Below are 17339 nucleotides of genomic sequence, written 5' to 3'. Positions count from 1 at the left end.
TGGCGTATGGGAGGTCGGCATGGGGGTGCTTGTCTGGCTGCTGATTCCGCTTGTGGCCGCGGTCGGCGGTGGGCTGTGGAGCAGTTGGGCCAATCGGACCCGGAAGGCCCGCAGCGATGGTCCTGAGCTGGACGGATACGCCCGGTTCCGGGAAGCCATGGAGAAGTCGCACTCGGGCGCGCGCGGCGCGTGACGGGGGTGCCCTGACGGTGCGCTGACAGAGGCGTCCCGTACTGTCGAGGCATGCCACGCCGCACCGCGACGATGCTCGCCTCGACCCTGATGCTGATCGCGCTCCTGTGCGCGGGAGTGCTCATCCCGGCGCCCTACGCGGAGATGTCCCCCGGCCCGACCGTGAACACGCTCGGGGAGCACGACGGCGAGCCGGTGCTGCAGATCTCCGGACACAAGACCTATCCGGCGGACGGTCACCTGAACATGACCACCGTCCGGGTCACCAGCGCCGAATACCGGATGAACCTCGTCGAGGCCGTCTACGGCTGGCTCTCCCACGACAGCAAGATCGTCCCGCACGACACGCTCTACCCGGACGGCAAGACGGAGGAGCAGTCCACCCAGGAGAACGCCGAGGAATTCAGCCAGTCCCAGGAGAGCGCCAAGGTCGCCGCCCTGAAGGAACTGGGCATCCCGGTGAAGTCCTGGGTGATCGTCTCCACCGTGGTCAAGGGCTCCCCGGCCGAGGGCAAGCTGCACGCCGGTGATGTGATCAAGGCCGTCGACGGTACGGCGGTCAAGCAGCCCGCCGACGTCGCCAAGCTGGTGACCAAGCACAAGCCCGGGCAGAACGTCGTCTTCACCGTCGTCCCCGCCAAGGAGCAGGAGGCCGCCGAGAAGGCCCACAAGGCGGCCACCCGGACGCAGGACGTCACGATCACGACCACGACCTCCGACGACACCGGGGCCAAGCGGGCCATCGTCGGCATCTCCGCCGGGACCGACCACACCTTCCCGTTCACCATCGACATCAAGCTCGCCGACGTCGGCGGGCCCAGCGCCGGCCTGATGTTCGCCCTCGGCATCTACGACAAGCTCACCCCGGGCGACCTCACCGGCGGCAGGTTCGTCGCCGGCACCGGCACCATCGACGACAACGGCACGGTCGGCCCGATCGGCGGCGTCGAGATGAAGACCGTCGGCGCGCGCAGCAAGGGCGCCCGGTACTTCCTGACGCCCGCCGACAACTGCGCGGCGGCCGCCAAGGACACTCCGGGCGGCCTCACCCTGGTCAAGGTCAAGACCATCGGCGACGCGCTCGACGCGCTGAAGGACATCCGCAGCGGGGACACGGCCGGCCTGCCGAAGTGCACCACCAAGGGCTGAGCGGACCCTGACACGGCTGGGGGCGCTCCCTGATCACCAGGGGCGCCCCCGTCGCCGTACCGGAGGAGGACCTCAGTCCGCGAACGTGGCCGCCAGCGCCTCCGCCAGGCCCGGCACCAGGTCCGGGCCGGTCAGGACCTCCGTCGGGGAGTCCTTCTCGCGCAGCCGCAGCGCCGACTCACGGCCGCCGTCGCGCAGCACCGCGACCGTCATCCGGACCTCCTGGCGCTCGGGGTGGTCCGCCACCCACTGGGCCAGCTTGGCCTCGCTCAGTCCCTGCGGGACCTGCGCCTCGGCGGACGGCGGCAGCATCAGGCGCTCCACCGAGAGCGCGCAGCCGACCACCGCGTCGGGCCAGGCGATGGTGCCGAGGAATTCGTCGAGCGGCTTGCCGGACGGGATCTCGTCCTGCTCGATCGGGGTGAGGCCGGCGGTCTCGGACTCGTCCTCCAGGCCCAGCTGGGCCGCGAGCGAAGGTTCCTGAGCCCGCAGCCGTGCGGTGTCTACGAGGGCGAAGAGGCGAGCGGGCTGGTCCCAGCCGAGGCCGGAGACGTACTCGTCGATCTCGAGTACGGCCCGGGTGAGCGGGCTCGCTGCCATGGGAGTGTTGGACATGGTCACAATCCTGCCTCGTTCCCGGCCGGAATCGGGAACCGAGTAAACCGTGAGTAAGTTGCATAGGGTGTGGGCCCGCGATCACGGGGGGCCACGGCGGGCCCGCGAACCCGGGGGTCTGACGGATCGACAGCGAACTTCGAGGTGCGCACCTTGGCTTTCCAGATGCCGGACCGCGGCGGAGGCCCGACGGGGCCACGGATCAGAGCGGGCCGCCCGTCCCGGAGGGTCCGAGCCCTGCTCGTGACACTGGGCGTCCTTGCCGTCCTCGGCATGGCGTTCACGATGTTCGCGGGCTTCTGGACGGACTGGCTGTGGTACCGGTCGGTGCACTACTCGTCCGTGTTCACCACCACCCTGTCGACCAAGATCGGGCTGTTCTTCGTCTTCGGCCTGCTGATGGCGTCCGCGGTCGGCCTCAACATCTGGCTCGCGCACCGGCTGCGGCCCCCGCTCAGCGCCATGTCCATGGAGCAGCAGAGCCTCGACCGCTACCGCATGGCCATCGCGCCGTACAAGAAGTGGCTGCTGATCGCCGTCACCTCCCTGGTCGGGCTGATCGCGGGCGCCTCCGCGTCGAGCCAGTGGCGGACCTGGCTGATGTGGGTGAACGGCGTACCCTTCCACCAGAAGGACCCGCAGTTCCACCTGGACGTCTCCTTCTACGCCTTCGACCTGCCCTGGTACCGGTTCCTGCTGGGCTTCGGCTTCGCCGCCGCGATCCTGTGCCTGATCGCCGCCGCGCTCACCCACTACCTGTACGGCGGGCTGCGCGTCACCAGCCCGGGCGCGCGTGCCACGGCCGCCGCGACCGGACACCTGTCGGTGCTGCTCGGCATCTTCGTCGCCCTCAAGGCGGTCGCCTACTGGCTCGACCGGTACGGCCTCGCCGTCAAGTCCAGCGACTTCAAGGCGACCGACAACTGGACCGGCCTGCGCTACGTCGACGCCAACGCCTATCTGCCGGCCAAGACGATCCTGTTCTGCATCGCCGTCATCTGCGCGCTGCTGTTCTTCGCCACGCTGTGGCGGCGTACCTGGCAGCTGCCGGTCATCGGCTTCGGCCTGATGGTGCTGTCCGCGATCCTGATCGGCGGTCTGTACCCGGCGATCGTGCAGAAGTTCCAGGTCCAGCCGAACGAGCAGGCGAAGGAGGCGCCGTACGTCCAGAAGAACCTGAAGGCGACCCGCGAGGCGTACGGCATCGACGACACCGAGGTCACCGAGTACGCGGGCAAGTCGACCACCACGGACAAGGCGAAGCTCCGCGACGCCGCGAACGACGCCGCGAGCATCCGCATCCTGGACCCGAACATCGTCTCGCCGACGTTCCAGGTGCTCCAGCAGATGAAGAACTACTACGGGTTCCCGACCAACCTGGACGTCGACCGGTACCCCACGAAGGACGGCAAGGAGCAGGACACCGTCCTCGGTCTGCGCGAGCTGAACCTGGACGGCATCCCGAAGAACAACTGGATCAACGACCACTTCCGTTACACGCACGGCTACGGCGTGGTCGCCGCCAAGGGCACCGAGGCCAACCCCAACGGCGAGCCGGTCTTCACCGAGTACGACCTGCCGTCCCGGGGTGACCTCGGCACGTACCAGCAGCGGATCTACTACGGCGAGAAGACCACCACCTACTCGATCGTCGGCGGTCCCCAGAAGGAGATCGACTACTCCGACAACAAGGGCGAGAAGACCACCAGCTACGAGGGCGGGAGCGGGGTCAACCTCGACAACCCGGTCAACCGGGCCGCGTACGCGGTGGCGTTCAACGAGCCGCAGATCCTCTACTCGGGCGCGATCGGCAAGGGCTCGCGGATCCTGTACAACCGCACGCCCAAGGAGCGCGTCGAGGCCGTCGCCCCCTGGCTGACCATCGACGGCGACGCCTACCCGGCCGTCGTCAAGGGCCGCATCCAGTGGATCGTGGACGCGTACACGACCACCAACGGCTACCCGTACTCCTCCCGTACGACCCTCGGCGACACGACGGCCGACTCGCTGACGGCGACGAACAACTCGCGCGCGGTGGTGGCCCAGCAGAACCAGGTCAACTACATCCGCAACTCGGTGAAGGCGACGGTCGACGCCTACACCGGCGAGGTAAAGCTGTACGAGTGGGACACCAAGGACCCCGTGCTCAAGACCTGGATGAAGGCGTTCCCCGGCACGGTGGAGCCGCGGAGCGCGATCTCCGGGGACCTGATGGACCACCTGCGCTACCCGCAGGACCTGTTCAAGGTGCAGCGCGAGCTGCTCACCCGCTACCACGTGACGGACGCCGAGACCTTCCTCACCGGCAGCGAGGTGTGGCAGGTGCCGGACGACCCGACCAACAAGTCGGGCAACGCGGTGCCGCCCTACTACCTGAGCATGAAGATGCCGGACCAGACGCAGCAGGCGTTCTCCCTGTCGACCACGTTCACGCCCAACGGGCGGTACAACCTGAGCGCGTTCATGTCGGTCGACGCCGAGGCCGGCACGCCCGACTACGGCAGGATCAGAATCCTGAAACTGCCGACCAGTACGACCGTCGACGGACCGAAACAGGTCCAGAGCCAGTTCAACTCCGAACAGGACATCGCCGCCGCGATCAAACTCCTCAAGGGCGGTGACTCGGAGGTCGAGTACGGCAACCTGCTGACCGTGCCCCTGGACGGCGGCCTGCTCTATGTCGAACCCGTCTACGTACGCGGTGGTGGTCTGAAGTACCCGCTGCTGCGCAAGGTGTTGGTCACCTACGAGGGCGAGACCGCCTTCGAGAACACGCTCGGCGAGGCGCTCGACAAGGTCTTCGGTACGAAGAGTTCGGGCAACGAGCCACCGGAGACCGGCACCGCCAACCCGCCGGGCACCACCAACCCCACGGTCAAACAGGCCCTGGAGGACGCCCAGAAGGCCTTCGACGCGGGGCAGAAGGCACTGAAGGAGGGGCCGGACTGGGACGCGTACGCCAAGGCGCAGAAGGAACTGGAGGACGCGCTGAAGCGGGCCGAGGAGGCACAGTCCAAGGTCGACAGGACCAGCGGCAAGAACAGGAATTGATCAAGCCCCCTCCGCGCCGTGGTACGGTTGACCAGCAACGGCGCGGGGTGGAGCAGCTCGGTAGCTCGCTGGGCTCATAACCCAGAGGTCGCAGGTTCAAATCCTGTCCCCGCTACTGAAGTCGAAGGCCCGGATCCAACAGGGATCCGGGCCTTCGTGGTGTGCGAACTCATGTGCTGAGGGGAGGGACGGCCGCGCCGCCGTGGGGAGTTGGGTGGTGTGTGTTTGACTTGTCTCCCTGTGGGCATGTCGACAAAACGCTGAAGTGACCTCACGGGCTGCGGTATACCGGGTGTACCCAGGTTGCAGGTGGTGCGACGATGGACGTTATGGGGGACAAGGCAACTCTGTTCGAGACAGGGCGATTTGTGCAGCCTTCCGGTACGGAGCCGGCCCGCGACGAGATGGTGGACATGGGGGAGGCCGCCGAGGAGACGCGCCTCGCGCTCGCCGCGCAGAGCGGTGACGCCGAGGCGGCGAGCGTCCTCGGAGCCATGCTGCTGCGCCGCGGCGACCTCGACGGAGCCGAACCCCACCTGCGCGCGGCCACCGCGGCCGGTGACCGGGCCGCCGCCAACAACCTGGGCGTCCTGCTGCACCAGCGCGGCTACCCCGAGGAGGCGGCCGGCTGGTGGCGGATCGCCGCCGTGGCCGGCTCCGCCGCCGCCGCGCACGCGCTGGGCCGCCACCACCGCGAGCGCGGGGACGAACCCGCCGCCGAGTACTGGCTGCGCCAGTCCGCCGAGCAGGGCCATGTCCTCGGCGCCTACGCGCTCGCCGACCTGCTGGAGCACCGCGGGGACGTCGGCGCCGAGCACTGGATGCGGGCCGCCGCCGAGCGCGGGCACCGGGAGGCCGCCTACCGGCTGGCGCGCGCGCTCGACCGCACGGCCGGCGCCGGGGAGGAGTCCGGCGCTGACAACGCTGTCGCGGAGGCCGAGCAGTGGTACCGCCAGGCCGCCGCGCGCGGTCACCGGCGGGCCGCGCTGCACCTCGGGGCGATCCTGGAGAAGCGCGGCGAGCTGAAGGAGGCCGGGCGCTGGTACCTGACCTCCGCCAAGGACGGCGAGCCCCGGGCCGCCTGCGCGCTCGGTTTCCTGCTGCGCGACGCCGGCGACACCGAGAGCGCGGCCGTGTGGTGGCTGCGCGCCGCCCAGGAGGGCGACGGCAACGCGGCCAACGCGCTGGGCGCGCTGCACGCCGAGCGCGGCGAGACCCAGACCGCCGAGCGCTGGTACCGGGCCGCGCTGACCGCGGGCGACGACAACGGCGCCTACAACCTCGGGCTGCTCTGCGCCGAGCAGGGCCGGACCGCCCAGGCCGAGCAGTGGTACCGGCGGGCCGCCTACGCCGGGCACCGGGAGGCCGCGAACGCGCTGGCCATCCTGCTGCTCCAGGGCGGCGACACGACCGGGGCCGAGCCGTGGTTCTCCAAGGCCGCCGAGGCCGGCAGCGTGGACGCCGCCTTCAACCTCGGCATCCTCTACGCCGGACGCGGCGAGGAGGAGATGGCCCTGCGCTGGTACGAGCGGGCGGCGGCCGCCGGTCACGCCGAGGCCGCGCTCCAGATCGGGATCGCCCGGCTGCGCGAGGGCGACGAGCAGGAGGCCGAGCGGCACCTGCGCTGTGCGGCGGGCGGCGGCAGCGCGGAGGGCGCATACCGGCTGGCCGCCCTGCTCGACGCGCGCCGGCCGCCGGAGCCCGCGCACGAGCTGGGGGAGATCGTGCAGGAGAAGACCGAGTGCGAGGAGTGGTACGAGCGTGCCGCCTCGCAGGGGCACCGGCGGGCGCAGGTCCGGGTCGGCATGCTCGCGGCGGCCCGGGGTGACGCGGTGGAGGCGGCGCGCTGGTACCGGGCGGCGGCCGAGGCCGGGTCCCGCAACGGAGCCTTCAACCTGGGCCTGCTGCTCGCCCGCGAGGGCAGCGAGCCGGAGGCGGCGGTGTGGTGGACCCGCGCCGCGGACGCCGGGCACGGACGGGCGGCCCTGCGGCTGGCCCTCGTCTACGCGCGTCGCGGCGAGCTGGCGGAGGGGCAGCGGTGGGCCGACCGGGCGGTGGCCCTGGGACCGGCGGAGGTGGCGGAGCGGGCGGGGCGCCTGCGGGACGCGCTGCGCGAGGAACTGTCGGCATGACCTGGACCACTCGCCGCTGAGCGATTTGCATCCCGGCGTCGGAGTCACGTAGTGTCGTGTTCACCGACGCGGGGTGGAGCAGCTCGGTAGCTCGCTGGGCTCATAACCCAGAGGTCGCAGGTTCAAATCCTGTCCCCGCTACTGAAGGCCGAGGGCCGGAATCCAGAGATGGATTCCGGCCCTCGGTGTTTGTGCGCACATACGCGAAGAACCCCGGCATACGCGAAGAGCCCCGGCGGATGCCGGGGCTCTTCGGAAGCGGTTGCGCTACGCGCTCGCGCAGTTCGGGCACAGCCCCCGGTACGTCACCTCGACGTCCGACACCGTGAAGCCGAAGCGCTCCGTGTCGGGGAGGTCGGCGAGGGGGTTGCCGGTCGGGTGCACGTCACGGATCGCGCCGCACCGGGCGCAGACCAGGTGGTGGTGCGGCCGGTGCGCGTTCGGGTCGTACCGCTTGGCGCGTTTGTCCGTCGTGACTTCCAGCACCTCGCCGAGCGTGACCAGCTCGCCCAGCGTGTTGTAGACGGTGGCCCGGGAGATCTCGGGCAGCTTCGCGACGGCCCGCGCATGGACCTCGTCAGCCGTCAGGTGGACGTGCTCGCCGTCCAGGACCTCGGCCACCACGCGCCGCTGCGCGGTCATCCGCCATCCGCGTCCACGCAGCCGTTCCAGAAGGTCGCTCATGGCCACCAGCCTAACAGGAAGCAGCACCAGGTCGGGAATAGGTGTGACTTTGGATCGTCGTTTGACTTAGACAAAGTCCATTGTAGGATCGGGAACGGCTTTGGCCACAGGACAGGACTAGTCAGTGATGACGCAGGAGGCGCACGTGACGCAGGGACCGCTCACCACGGAGGCCGGTGCTCCGGTCGCCGACAACCAGAACAGCGAGACGGCCGGCGTCGGCGGGCCGGTCCTGGTCCAGGACCAGCTGCTGCTGGAGAAGCTCGCCCACTTCAACCGCGAGCGCATCCCGGAGCGCGTGGTGCACGCCCGCGGCGCCGGCGCCTACGGCACCTTCACGGTGACCGCCGACGTCACGCCGTACACGCGCGCGGCCTTCCTCTCCGAGGTCGGCAAGCAGACCGAGGTCTTCCTGCGCTTCTCGACCGTGGCCGGCAACCTCGGCGCGGCGGACGCCGTCCGCGACCCGCGCGGTTTCGCGCTGAAGTTCTACACCGAGGAGGGCAACTACGACCTCGTCGGCAACAACACCCCGGTCTTCTTCATCCGGGACGCGATCAAGTTCCCGGACTTCATCCACACCCAGAAGCGCGACCCGTACACCGGCTCCACGGAAGCCGACAACGTGTGGGACTTCTGGTCGCTGTCTCCCGAGTCGACCCACCAGGTGACCTGGCTGTTCGGCGACCGTGGCATCCCGGCGTCGTACCGGCACATGGACGGCTTCGGCTCGCACACCTTCCAGTGGAACAACGAGGCCGGTGAGGTCTTCTGGGTCAAGTACCACTTCAAGACCGACCAGGGGATCAAGAACCTCACCACCGAGGAGGCGGAGATCCTCGCGGGCAAGGACCCCGACTCGCACCAGCGTGACCTGCGCGAGGCGATCGAGCGCGGCGAGTTCCCGAGCTGGACCGTGGGCGTGCAGATCATGCCGGCGGCGGACGCGGCGACGTACCGCTTCAACCCGTTCGACCTGACCAAGGTGTGGCCGCACGCGGACTACCCGGTCATCGAGATCGGCAAGCTGGAGCTGAACCGCAACCCGCGGAACGTCTTCGCCGAGGTCGAGCAGTCGATCTTCTCCCCGGCGCACTTCGTGCCCGGCATCGGCCCGTCCCCCGACAAGATGCTCCAGGGCCGGCTCTTCGCCTACGGCGACGCGCACCGCTACCGCGTCGGCATCAACGCCGACCACCTGCCGGTGAACCGCCCGCACGCCACCGAGGCGCGCACCAACTCCCGCGACGGCTTCCTCTACGACGGCCGGCACGGCGCTGCGAAGAACTACGAGCCGAACAGCTTCGGCGGGCCGCAGCAGACCGGCCGTCCGCTGTGGCAGCCGTTCGACGGCTTCACCGGCGGCACCGGCAACCACCCGACGCCGGTGCACGCCGAGGACGACGACTTCGTGCAGGCGGGCAACCTCTACCGGCTGATGTCGGAGGCCGAGAAGGAGCGGCTGGTCGCCAACCTCGCCGGCTTCATCTCCAAGGTCTCGCGCGAGGACATCGTCGAGCGCGCCGTCGGCAACTTCCGCAACGCCGACGCCGACTTCGGCAAGCGGCTGGAGGCGGCGGTGCAGGCGCTGCGCGGCTGAGCCGGCCGCCTTCGCGGCTGGGCGGGCCGGACCCCACGGTGCTCGGGGTCCGGCCCGCTTCGCGCGTTCAGGGCACGGGAGCGGGTTCGCGGGCCGGGACCCAGCGGCGGATGATGTCGCGGACCGAGACGATCCCGGCCACCTCGCCCCGGTCGAGGACGACCAGGTGCCGGAAGCCGCCGTGGGCCATGGCCCGGGCCGCCTCCTCCAGGGTCCAGGTCGGGGCGGCGAAGACGACGTCGGTGGTGGTGTGGGCGTGGGTGCGCTCCGCGTCCGGGTTCTGGCCCAGGCCGACGGAGTTGAGGATGTCGCGTTCGGTGAGGATGCCGATGCCGCCGGCGTCCGGGTCCAGGACCACGGCGGCGCCGATGCGGCGGGCGGACATCAGGGCGGCTGCCTGACGGAGGGTGTGGGCGGGACCGAGGGTGAGGATCACCGTGCTCATGGCGTCACGGACGAGCATGGATGGGCCACCTCCTAGGAATCCCTGAATGGTTCAGGGATTCACAAGTTCACAAGTGGGGTGGGCCCAGAGTGCCAGGTAAAGGGAGAGTCAACAAGGGGGCGCGCGACGCCAGTTGAGGGCGTACCGGGAGTGCTCCCCTTTTCACCGGCGCGGGTCGAGATACCCCAGCAGCTCGTCGTGGAGCAGCCCGTTGGACGCCGCCGCGTTGCCGCTGTGCGGGCCCGGGCGGCCGTCGAGACCGGTGAAGGTGCCGCCCGCCTCCGTCACGATGATCGCGTTGGCGGCCATGTCCCACAGGGACAGCTCCGGCTCGGCGCAGATGTCCACGGAGCCCTCCGCGACCATCATGTACGGCCAGAAGTCGCCGTACGCGCGCGTGCGCCACACCTGGCGGGTGAGGTCCAGGAAGCCGTCCAGGCGGCCCTGCTCCTCCCAGCCGGACAGCGAGGAGTACGCGAAGGACGCGTCCGCCAGCCTGCCGACGCGGGAGGCGTGGATGCGGGTCGCGGAGGTGAGGTTGCGGCCGGTGAACGCGCCGTGGCCCTTCGCGGCCCACCAGCGGCGGCCGAGGGCGGGGGCGGAGACGACGCCGACGACGGGCTGGTAACCGCCCTCACCCGCCTCCATCAGGGCGATGAGCGTGGCCCACACCGGGACACCGCGGACGTAGTTCTTGGTGCCGTCGATCGGGTCGACGACCCAGCGGCGGGGCCCGGTGCCCTCGATGCCGTACTCCTCGCCGAGGACGGCGTCCCGGGGGCGGGCGCGCTGGAGCTGGCCGCGGATCAGTTCTTCCGCCGCCTTGTCCGCTTCGCTCACCGGGGTCATGTCCGGCTTCGTCTCCACCTTCAGGTCGAGGGCCTTGAAGCGGGCCATGGTGGCGGCGTCGGCCGCGTCCGCGAGGACGTGGGCGAGGCGCAGGTCGTCAAGGTAGTCGGGCATGTAAGGCACGGTATCTGCCGTGGTCGGCACGGGGCCACAGGGGGCGGCGCGGCACGACTGCCGCAGCCGTGTACGAGCACGTACGACTGGCGCGAACCCTTGACAGTGCATACAAGCGCGTCAAATCTGGGCGCAGAGTCGCTGTGGCCCAGGGAGGCGCGGATGCCTGCTGCCCGGGAATCGCTGTTGGACGCCGCCTACCGGGCGCTCGCGCGCCGGCCCTGGTCCGCGGTGCGGATGGTCGACGTGGCCGCGCAGGCGGGGGTGTCCCGGCAGACCCTGTACAACGAGTTCGGCAGCAAGGACGGCCTGGCCAGGGCGCTGGTGCGGCGGGAGGCCGACGCATACCTCGCCGGTGTCGAGCGGGCCCTCGCCGGCTCCGCGGAGGTACGGGACCGGCTGACCGCCACCGCCGAGTGGACGGCCGCCGCGGCCCGGGAGAACGCGCTGGTGCGGGCCATGCTCACCGGCTGCTGGACCGAGTGGCTGCCGCGCCCGCCGCTCACCGCCGTACCCTCCACCACCGCCGTGCCGGCGCAGCGCCGGGCGGACGGGCCGCTGCCGGCGCCCCGCGACTTCGTGCGGATCGTCCGGGACCGCACGGCGAGCGCGCTGGCCGGCCCCGGCGCCGACCCGGCCGACACCGCCGAACTGCTCCGCTCCTGCGAACTGGTCGTCCGCCTCGCCCTGTCCTGCGTGGCGGCCCCGCCCGGCGAGGGCGGGATGGAGGAACTGGTGCGGGCGGTGCTGCCGCGGCACCTGGTGTGAGGCGAGCCTCAGACACCGTCCTCGTACGGGCCGCCCCGGAAGTACAGGGCCCCGTAGTGCCGGGGACGGTCCCCGCGTTCGTGCGCGGCGTCGGAGCGGTCGGCGGGCGCGGAACGCCGGGCCAGGTCCCGCAGCCGGTCCAGGCCGGCCAGCACCTCGGCGCGGTGGCCGGACTCCTTCATCCAGCGGGGCAGCCGCGCGAACATCGCCATCGTCGGACGCGCGGCGGAGCGCTCGCGCAGCCCGGCACCGACGTAGGCGGCCAGTGCTTCGAGGTGCTCCTCGTTGTAGGCCCACAGCACACGGCCGAGGCACCGGGTCTGGAGCCACAGGGGCCGCCGGAAGAAGGGGTCCTCGGTGCCGCCCGGCCGGGCCCCGACCAGTCCCCGGCCGCGCAGGTCCGCGGTCCAGCGGGCGATCGCACCGCAGCCCGCGCAGGTCAGCCGGCGGGGCAGGACCAGCAGCTCGCCGAAGGACGGCGGCGGGGGCAGATCCGGCCGGGGAGCGACCAGCGCGCGGCCGCCGCAGTCCGGGCAGACCACCAGCACCCGGCCGGTGTACTGGAGCAGCCAGCGGCCCGTGTCGTGGTGCCGGGACGGACCCGCGTCCCCCGTGGCCCCCATGTCCCCGCCCCCTAGTGCGCCGACCCCGACAGCTGAAGCCCGATGACCCCGATGATGACCAGGCTGATCGAGACGATCTTCAGGGTGGAGACCAGGTCGCCGAGGAAGACCATGCCGTAGATCGCGGTGCCCGCCGCGCCGATGCCGGTCCAGACGGCGTAGGCGGGGCCGACGTCCAGCTTCTTCAGGGAGAGGGTCAGCAGACCGAAGCTGCCCAGGGCGAACGTCGCGAAGGCGATCGTCGGCCAGAGGCGGGTGAACCCGTGCGAGAGCTTCAGGCACACGGCGAAGCCGGTCTCCAGAATCCCGGCCACTATGACCAGCAGCCACGCCATGTGCGTTCCTCCCGTTGATCCGGATCTCCGGCTCGGTGCGATTATGCACTTACCGGACTCACGCCACGGCAAACAACTCCAGGCTCAGTCGCCTTCCCTGCGCTCCCGGGTGGCCAGCAGCCGGCGCAGCGAGTACAGCCGCGCCGGGTCCGCGTGACCCTCCTCGACCCACGCGTCCAGCGCGCAGTCCTTCTCGTCGTGGCTGCACGCGCGCGGACAGCCCTCGGTGCCCGGCTCGAGGTCCGGGAAGGCGTGGATCACCCGGGACGGGTCGATGTGGGCCAGACCGAAGGAGCGGACCCCCGGGGTGTCGACGACCCAGCCCTCGGCGCCGGTCAACGGCAGGGCGAGGGCGGAGGTCGTGGTGTGCCGGCCGCGGCCCGTCACCGCGTTCACCAGGCCCGTCGTCCGCCGGCGCTCCTCCGGCACCAGCGCGTTGACCAGGGTCGTCTTGCCGACGCCCGAGTGGCCCACGAACGCGGTGATCTTGCCGTCCAGGTGTTCCCGCACCAGGTCCGCCGCGTCCCCGTTCTCCAGCTCCTCGCGGCTGGTGACGACGTACGGGATGTCCAGGGCGCCGTACAGCTCCAGCAGTTTGTCCGGCGGGGCGAGGTCCGACTTGGTCATGACCAGCAGCGGCTCCAGGCCGCCGTCGAAGGCGGCGACCAGGCAGCGGTCGATCAGCCGGGGGCGGGGCTCCGGGTCGGCCAGGGCCGTGACGATCGCCAACTGGTCCGCGTTCGCCACGACCACCCGCTCGTACGGATCGTCGTCGTCGGCCGTGCGCCGCAGCACCGAGGTGCGCTCCTCGATGCGGACGATCCGCGCGAGCGTGTCCTTCTTGCCGGACATGTCGCCGACCAGGGCCACCCGGTCACCGACCACGGCCGCCTTGCGGCCCAGCTCCCGGGCCTTCATCGCCATCACGACCCGGTCCTCGACCAGGCAGGTCAGCCGCCCCCGGTCGACGGTGAGGACCATCCCCTCGGCCGCGTCCTCGTGCTTGGGCCGGATGTTCGTCCGCGGCCGGTTGCCCTTGCGGTTGGGACGGCTGCGGATGTCGTCCTCGTCGGTGTGCTTGCCGTAACGGCGCATGACGTACGTCCCTACTGCCCGAGCATCCCGGTCCACAGCTCGGGGAAGTCCGGCAGGGTCTTCGCCGTCGTCGCCACGTTTTCGATGCGCACGCCGTCGACCGCCAGGCCGATGACCGCGCCGGCGGTCGCCATGCGGTGGTCCTCGTAGGTGTGGAAGGTCCCGCCGTGCAGCGGGCGCGGGCGGATGTGCAGGCCGTCGGCCGTCTCCGTGACGTCGCCGCCCAGCTCGTTGATCTCCTTGGTGAGCGCGGCCAGCCGGTCCGTCTCGTGCAGCCGCAGATGGGCCACGCCCCGCAGGGTCGACGGGGAGTCCGCGAGCGCGGCGACCGCCGCGATGCCCGGGGTCAGCTCGCCCACGTCACCCAGGTCCACATCGATGCCGTGGATCGCACCCGAACCGGTGAACTCCAGCCCGTAGTCGGTGAGTTCGCAGGAACCGCCCATCTCGGTGAAGATCTCCCGCAGCCGGTCACCCGGCTGGGTGGTGCGGGCCGGCCAGTCCGGGATCAGCACCTTGCCGCCGGTGACCAGGGCCGCCGCCAGGAACGGCTGCGCGTTGGACAGGTCCGGCTCGATCGTCAGGTCCCGGCCGAGCAGCGCGCCCGGCGTCACCCGCCACACGTTCGGCTCACCGCCCGACTCCGGGGTGTCCACCTGGGCGCCGACCGCGCGCAGCATGTCCACCGTCATCCGGATGTGCGGCAGAGAGGGCAGGTTCGCGCCGGTGTGGCGGACCTCGACGCCCTGGTTGAAGCGGGGGCCGGACAGCAGCAGCGCCGAGACGAACTGGGAGGACGAGGAGGCGTCGACCGACACCGGGCCGCCGTCCAGGGCCCCGCCGCCGTGCACGGTCAGCGGCAGCGCGCCCCGGCCGTCGTCGTCGATCCGGGCGCCGAGCGCGCGCAGCGCGTCGATCACACCGTGGAGGGGACGCTCGTACGACCGCGGGTCACCGTCGAACCGGATCGGGCCGTCGGCCAGCGCGGCCACCGGCGGCAGGAAGCGCATCACCGTGCCCGCGTTGCCGACGTCGACCGTGGCCGGGCCGCGCAGGCCCGTGGGCAGCACCCGCCAGGCCTCGCCGGTGCCGTCGGGGCCCACCCCCTCCTCGATCTCGACGCCCATGGCCCGCAGGGCCCCGGCCATCAGCAGGGTGTCCCGGGACCGCAGCGGGCGGCGCAGCCAGCCGGGCTCGGAGGCAAGGGCGGCCAGGACCAGGGCGCGGTTGGTGACCGACTTGGACCCCGGCACGTGGACCGTCGCGTCGACGGCTCCGCTCGCGTGCGGGGCGGGCCAGAGGGCGGGAGAGGCGGTGTTCGGGGCCATGAGGCCACTTTATAAGGAGGGCCCGGTGTCAACCCTCCAGCAGCCAGCGGCCCCCGCCGATCAGCGAGCACAGCGACACCGCGTGGAACAGGAACAGCCACAGGCCGGCCGGTACGTGCGTCAGCCGGGACAGCTGGTCCGCGTCCGAGTCGCCCGCGCCTCCCCTCGACCGCTTGGCCTGCAGCTCGAACGGCGGCCGTACCCCGCCGAACAGCAGGAACCACACCACCGCGTACGCGAACGCCGCCTGCACCTGCGGCCCCGCCAGCCAGGACACCAGCAGGAACGCCCCGCCCGCGAGGACCACGGTCAGGACGCCGTACGCGTTGCGGATCATCACCAGCATCGCCACCAGCAGGGCGGTGGCCGCCCACAGCAGCAGGGTGATCCGCCCGGCGGCCAGCAGCGCGGCCCCGCCGAGGCCCAGCAGCGAGGGGGCGGTGTACCCCGCGGCGGCCGTCAGGATCATGCCCACCCCGTACGGCTTGCCCCGGCTCACGGTGAGCCCGCTGGTGTCGGAGTGCAGCCGGATGCCGGTGAGCTGCCGGCCGGTGAGCAGGGCGATCAGGCCGTGGCCGCCCTCGTGCGCGATGGTGACCGCGTTGCGGGATATCCGCCACACCGGGTGCGGGACGACCACGGCGAGCGCCGCCCCCAGGGTGGCCAGCACCACCCACAGATCGGGATCGGGCTGGGTCCCGGTGAGCCGGTCCCAGAGGTCGGGCAGCGCGGTGGCGGCGAGGCTGTCCATGTGTCCGAGTGGCTCCCTTACGCTGTGCGGAATCTGGCAGTGTGGCACGTATGTGCGGACGGTATGCATCGAGTCGTAGGCCCGAGGATCTCGCGGGAATCTTTGAGATCGAGAAGTGGGAACCGGAGGAGACCTTGGAGCCGGACTACAACGTGGCTCCCACCAAGGAGGTCTACGCCGTCCTCGACCGTCCCCTGAAAGACGCGGACTCCCCGCGTCCGGTTCGCCAGCTGCGCACGCTCAGGTGGGGCCTGGTCCCGTCCTGGGCCAAGACCCCCGAGGGCGGCGCCCGGATGATCAACGCCCGCGCGGAGACCGTGCACGAGAAGCCCGCCTTCCGGCGCGCCTTCGCCGCCCGCCGCTGCATCGTGCCCGCCGACGGCTACTACGAGTGGGTCACCGGCAAGCAGGAGCGCGAGCTGGAGGTGGAGGGGAAGAAGAAGCGGCCGCGCAAGCAGCCGTACTTCGTGCTGCCCGCCGACGGCTCGGTGTTCGCGATGGCCGGCCTGTACGAGTTCTGGCGCGACCGGACCCTGCCCGACGACCACCCCCGGGCCTGGTGGGTCACCTGCTCGGTGATCACCACCGAGGCGGAGCGGACCCCGCTGGCCGTCGCCCCCGCCGAGGGCCCGCACTCCCTCGCCGAGATCCACCCCCGGATGCCGCTGATGCTCACCCCGGACCGCTGGGACGCCTGGCTCGACCCCTCCCGCACCGACCCCGACGACCTACGCGAGCTGCTCACCCCGCCCCCGGCCGGCCTCATGCGCGCCTACCCCGTCACCACCGCCGTCAGCAACGTCCGCAACAACGGCCCGGAGCTGCTGAAGGAGCTGGAGGCGCCGGAAGAGGGCACACTCTTCTAGCGTGATCGAGATTGTCGAGACCGACGCCGGGACCGCGCGCATCACGTGGCACAGGGCGAAGCAGGGGCGGCTGGTGCTTGCCGTGAGTCACGGCGCGGGCGGCGGCATCGAGGCACGGGACCTCCAGGCGCTCGCCCGGGTGCTCCCGGAGCACGGCGTGACCGTGGCCCTCGTGGAGCAGCCCTGGCGCGTCGCCGGGAAGAAGGTGGCCCCCGCACCGAAGACCCTGGACACCGGCTGGCGGGGCGTGTGGCCCGCGCTGTCCGGGATGGAGCTGCCGGTGATCTCCGGCGGCCGCAGCGCCGGGGCCCGGGTCGCCTGCCGTACGGCGGCCGAGCTGGGCGCGCACGCCGTGCTCGCGCTGAGCTTCCCGCTCCACCCGCCGGGCAAGCCGGAGAAGTCACGCGCCGAAGAACTGCTGGCCGCCGGGGTGCCGACGCTGGTCGTGCAGGGAGGCAACGACCCCTTCGGCAAACCGGAGGAGTTCCCCGACGGCGGCTTCCGGCTGATCGAGGTGCCGTACGGGGATCACGGGTTCGCGATCCCCAAGCGAGCGGAGATCACCGGGGAGCGAGCACTGGAGATCATCACCGACGGTGTCGTGGAGTGGATCGCGTCACTCGGGTGACCCCCGGGAATGCCGCGGGGCGGACCTCTGTTGAGCCGGACAGAAGTGCTGAGGCCTCGGCACCGACGTCGTGTAGGAGAGGAAGTCCGCCGCATGGGTTCGACCATCTGCCCG

Annotated in this window: 17 protein-coding genes and 2 tRNA genes; 10 read left to right on the top strand and 9 right to left on the bottom strand. The window is 71.3% G+C overall.

The annotated features are described in order from the left end of the window. The first annotated feature begins 19 nt into the window (after nucleotides 1-19). On the top strand, nucleotides 20-193 hold the full coding sequence (locus ACZ4U1_RS27700; protein ID WP_467906870.1) for a hypothetical protein: 174 nt from the start codon (nucleotides 20-22) through the stop codon (nucleotides 191-193). A 50-nt stretch (nucleotides 194-243) separates the two neighbouring features. Beyond that, a complete protein-coding gene (locus tag ACZ4U1_RS27695; protein ID WP_467906869.1) occupies nucleotides 244-1341 on the top strand; it encodes a YlbL family protein in 1098 nt (365 codons plus the stop codon). Nucleotides 1342-1413: 72 nt separating this feature from the next. Here ACZ4U1_RS27695 and ACZ4U1_RS27690 read toward each other — a convergent pair whose 3' ends face one another. Then, nucleotides 1414-1956: a PPA1309 family protein gene (locus ACZ4U1_RS27690; protein WP_467906868.1), complete on the bottom strand. Its 543-nt coding sequence runs from the start codon at nucleotides 1954-1956 to the stop codon at nucleotides 1414-1416. 165 nt (nucleotides 1957-2121) lie between these two features. Here ACZ4U1_RS27690 and ACZ4U1_RS27685 point away from each other — a divergent pair, with 165 nt between their 5' ends. The 4 genes from ACZ4U1_RS27685 (at nucleotide 2122) to ACZ4U1_RS27670 (ending at nucleotide 7280) form a co-directional block, all read left to right on the top strand. After that, nucleotides 2122-5007, top strand: a complete 2886-nt coding sequence (locus ACZ4U1_RS27685; RefSeq protein ID WP_467907039.1) for a UPF0182 family membrane protein — start codon at nucleotides 2122-2124, stop codon at nucleotides 5005-5007. Between the two features lie 41 nt (nucleotides 5008-5048). After that, nucleotides 5049-5122, top strand: a tRNA-Met gene (locus ACZ4U1_RS27680). Nucleotides 5123-5327: 205 nt separating this feature from the next. Then, nucleotides 5328-7139: a sel1 repeat family protein gene (locus ACZ4U1_RS27675; RefSeq protein WP_467906867.1), complete on the top strand. Its 1812-nt coding sequence runs from the start codon at nucleotides 5328-5330 to the stop codon at nucleotides 7137-7139. Nucleotides 7140-7206: 67 nt separating this feature from the next. Continuing rightward, a tRNA-Met gene (locus ACZ4U1_RS27670) sits at nucleotides 7207-7280 on the top strand. A 126-nt stretch (nucleotides 7281-7406) separates the two neighbouring features. On the opposite strand, the gene ACZ4U1_RS27665 is transcribed toward ACZ4U1_RS27670, so the two are convergent. Further along, the gene (locus ACZ4U1_RS27665) at nucleotides 7407-7823 is read right to left on the bottom strand and encodes a Fur family transcriptional regulator (protein WP_467906866.1); all 417 of its coding nucleotides are present in this window, start codon (nucleotides 7821-7823) and stop codon (nucleotides 7407-7409) included. A 145-nt stretch (nucleotides 7824-7968) separates the two neighbouring features. Here ACZ4U1_RS27665 and ACZ4U1_RS27660 point away from each other — a divergent pair, with 145 nt between their 5' ends. Then, the gene (locus ACZ4U1_RS27660; RefSeq protein ID WP_467906865.1) at nucleotides 7969-9423 is read left to right on the top strand and encodes a catalase; all 1455 of its coding nucleotides are present in this window, start codon (nucleotides 7969-7971) and stop codon (nucleotides 9421-9423) included. Between the two features lie 67 nt (nucleotides 9424-9490). Here the strand turns inward: ACZ4U1_RS27660 and ACZ4U1_RS27655 are convergent, their stop codons facing one another. Then, nucleotides 9491-9886, bottom strand: a complete 396-nt coding sequence (locus ACZ4U1_RS27655; RefSeq protein WP_467906864.1) for a CBS domain-containing protein — start codon at nucleotides 9884-9886, stop codon at nucleotides 9491-9493. 144 nt (nucleotides 9887-10030) lie between these two features. Next, nucleotides 10031-10831 carry a histidinol-phosphatase gene (gene hisN, locus ACZ4U1_RS27650; protein WP_467906863.1) on the bottom strand — a complete coding sequence of 267 codons (801 nt, stop codon included), beginning with the start codon at nucleotides 10829-10831 and terminating at the stop codon, nucleotides 10031-10033. 162 nt (nucleotides 10832-10993) lie between these two features. Between hisN and ACZ4U1_RS27645 the strand changes: the two genes are divergently transcribed. Continuing rightward, nucleotides 10994-11599, top strand: coding sequence for a TetR/AcrR family transcriptional regulator (locus ACZ4U1_RS27645; protein ID WP_467906862.1), 606 nt, complete (start codon nucleotides 10994-10996; stop codon nucleotides 11597-11599). 8 nt (nucleotides 11600-11607) lie between these two features. Here the strand turns inward: ACZ4U1_RS27645 and ACZ4U1_RS27640 are convergent, their stop codons facing one another. The 5 genes from ACZ4U1_RS27640 to ACZ4U1_RS27620 all read right to left on the bottom strand — a co-directional run bounded on the left by ACZ4U1_RS27640 (nucleotide 11608) and on the right by ACZ4U1_RS27620 (nucleotide 15731). After that, nucleotides 11608-12222: a hypothetical protein gene (locus tag ACZ4U1_RS27640; RefSeq protein WP_467906861.1), complete on the bottom strand. Its 615-nt coding sequence runs from the start codon at nucleotides 12220-12222 to the stop codon at nucleotides 11608-11610. An 11-nt stretch (nucleotides 12223-12233) separates the two neighbouring features. Then, nucleotides 12234-12557, bottom strand: a complete 324-nt coding sequence (locus ACZ4U1_RS27635; protein ID WP_361697499.1) for a DMT family transporter — start codon at nucleotides 12555-12557, stop codon at nucleotides 12234-12236. Between the two features lie 84 nt (nucleotides 12558-12641). After that, nucleotides 12642-13652 (bottom strand): ribosome small subunit-dependent GTPase A, encoded by a 1011-nt coding sequence (rsgA, locus tag ACZ4U1_RS27630; RefSeq protein WP_467906860.1) that lies wholly within the window; start codon nucleotides 13650-13652, stop codon nucleotides 12642-12644. A gap of 11 nt (nucleotides 13653-13663) precedes the next feature. Next, a complete protein-coding gene (gene aroA, locus ACZ4U1_RS27625) occupies nucleotides 13664-14980 on the bottom strand; it encodes a 3-phosphoshikimate 1-carboxyvinyltransferase (protein WP_467906859.1) in 1317 nt (438 codons plus the stop codon). 28 nt (nucleotides 14981-15008) lie between these two features. Further along, nucleotides 15009-15731, bottom strand: a complete 723-nt coding sequence (locus ACZ4U1_RS27620) for a M50 family metallopeptidase (RefSeq protein WP_467906858.1) — start codon at nucleotides 15729-15731, stop codon at nucleotides 15009-15011. A gap of 50 nt (nucleotides 15732-15781) precedes the next feature. On the opposite strand from ACZ4U1_RS27620, the gene ACZ4U1_RS27615 reads away from it, so the two are divergent. Both ACZ4U1_RS27615 and ACZ4U1_RS27610 read left to right on the top strand, forming a co-directional pair. Next, the gene (locus tag ACZ4U1_RS27615; protein WP_467906857.1) at nucleotides 15782-16597 is read left to right on the top strand and encodes an SOS response-associated peptidase; all 816 of its coding nucleotides are present in this window, start codon (nucleotides 15782-15784) and stop codon (nucleotides 16595-16597) included. Nucleotide 16598: 1 nt separating this feature from the next. Beyond that, on the top strand, nucleotides 16599-17225 hold the full coding sequence (locus tag ACZ4U1_RS27610) for an alpha/beta hydrolase family protein (RefSeq protein WP_467906856.1): 627 nt from the start codon (nucleotides 16599-16601) through the stop codon (nucleotides 17223-17225). The last annotated feature ends 114 nt before the right edge of the window (nucleotides 17226-17339 follow it).

Source organism: Streptomyces sp. NPDC028928, assembly GCF_055564915.1.
The sequence above is the reverse complement of the archived record's forward strand: the minus strand, read 5'-3'. Positions and strand labels throughout refer to the sequence as shown.

Bases quoted from the DNA above. Each gene is read 5' to 3' on its own strand.
- ACZ4U1_RS27700 (WP_467906870.1), top strand. From the start codon at position 20: ATGGGGGTGCTTGTCTGGCTGCTGATTCCGCTTGTGGCCGCGGTCGGC.
- ACZ4U1_RS27695 (WP_467906869.1), top strand. From the start codon at position 244: ATGCCACGCCGCACCGCGACGATGCTCGCCTCGACCCTGATGCTGATC.
- ACZ4U1_RS27690 (WP_467906868.1), bottom strand. From the start codon at position 1,956: ATGTCCAACACTCCCATGGCAGCGAGCCCGCTCACCCGGGCCGTACTC.
- ACZ4U1_RS27685 (WP_467907039.1), top strand. From the start codon at position 2,122: ATGCCGGACCGCGGCGGAGGCCCGACGGGGCCACGGATCAGAGCGGGC.
- ACZ4U1_RS27675 (WP_467906867.1), top strand. From the start codon at position 5,328: ATGGACGTTATGGGGGACAAGGCAACTCTGTTCGAGACAGGGCGATTT.
- ACZ4U1_RS27665 (WP_467906866.1), bottom strand. From the start codon at position 7,823: ATGAGCGACCTTCTGGAACGGCTGCGTGGACGCGGATGGCGGATGACC.
- ACZ4U1_RS27655 (WP_467906864.1), bottom strand. From the start codon at position 9,886: ATGCTCGTCCGTGACGCCATGAGCACGGTGATCCTCACCCTCGGTCCC.
- hisN (WP_467906863.1), bottom strand. From the start codon at position 10,831: ATGCCCGACTACCTTGACGACCTGCGCCTCGCCCACGTCCTCGCGGAC.
- ACZ4U1_RS27645 (WP_467906862.1), top strand. From the start codon at position 10,994: ATGCCTGCTGCCCGGGAATCGCTGTTGGACGCCGCCTACCGGGCGCTC.
- ACZ4U1_RS27640 (WP_467906861.1), bottom strand. From the start codon at position 12,222: ATGGGGGCCACGGGGGACGCGGGTCCGTCCCGGCACCACGACACGGGC.
- ACZ4U1_RS27635 (WP_361697499.1), bottom strand. From the start codon at position 12,557: ATGGCGTGGCTGCTGGTCATAGTGGCCGGGATTCTGGAGACCGGCTTC.
- rsgA (WP_467906860.1), bottom strand. From the start codon at position 13,652: ATGCGCCGTTACGGCAAGCACACCGACGAGGACGACATCCGCAGCCGT.
- aroA (WP_467906859.1), bottom strand. From the start codon at position 14,980: ATGGCCCCGAACACCGCCTCTCCCGCCCTCTGGCCCGCCCCGCACGCG.
- ACZ4U1_RS27620 (WP_467906858.1), bottom strand. From the start codon at position 15,731: ATGGACAGCCTCGCCGCCACCGCGCTGCCCGACCTCTGGGACCGGCTC.
- ACZ4U1_RS27615 (WP_467906857.1), top strand. From the start codon at position 15,782: ATGTGCGGACGGTATGCATCGAGTCGTAGGCCCGAGGATCTCGCGGGA.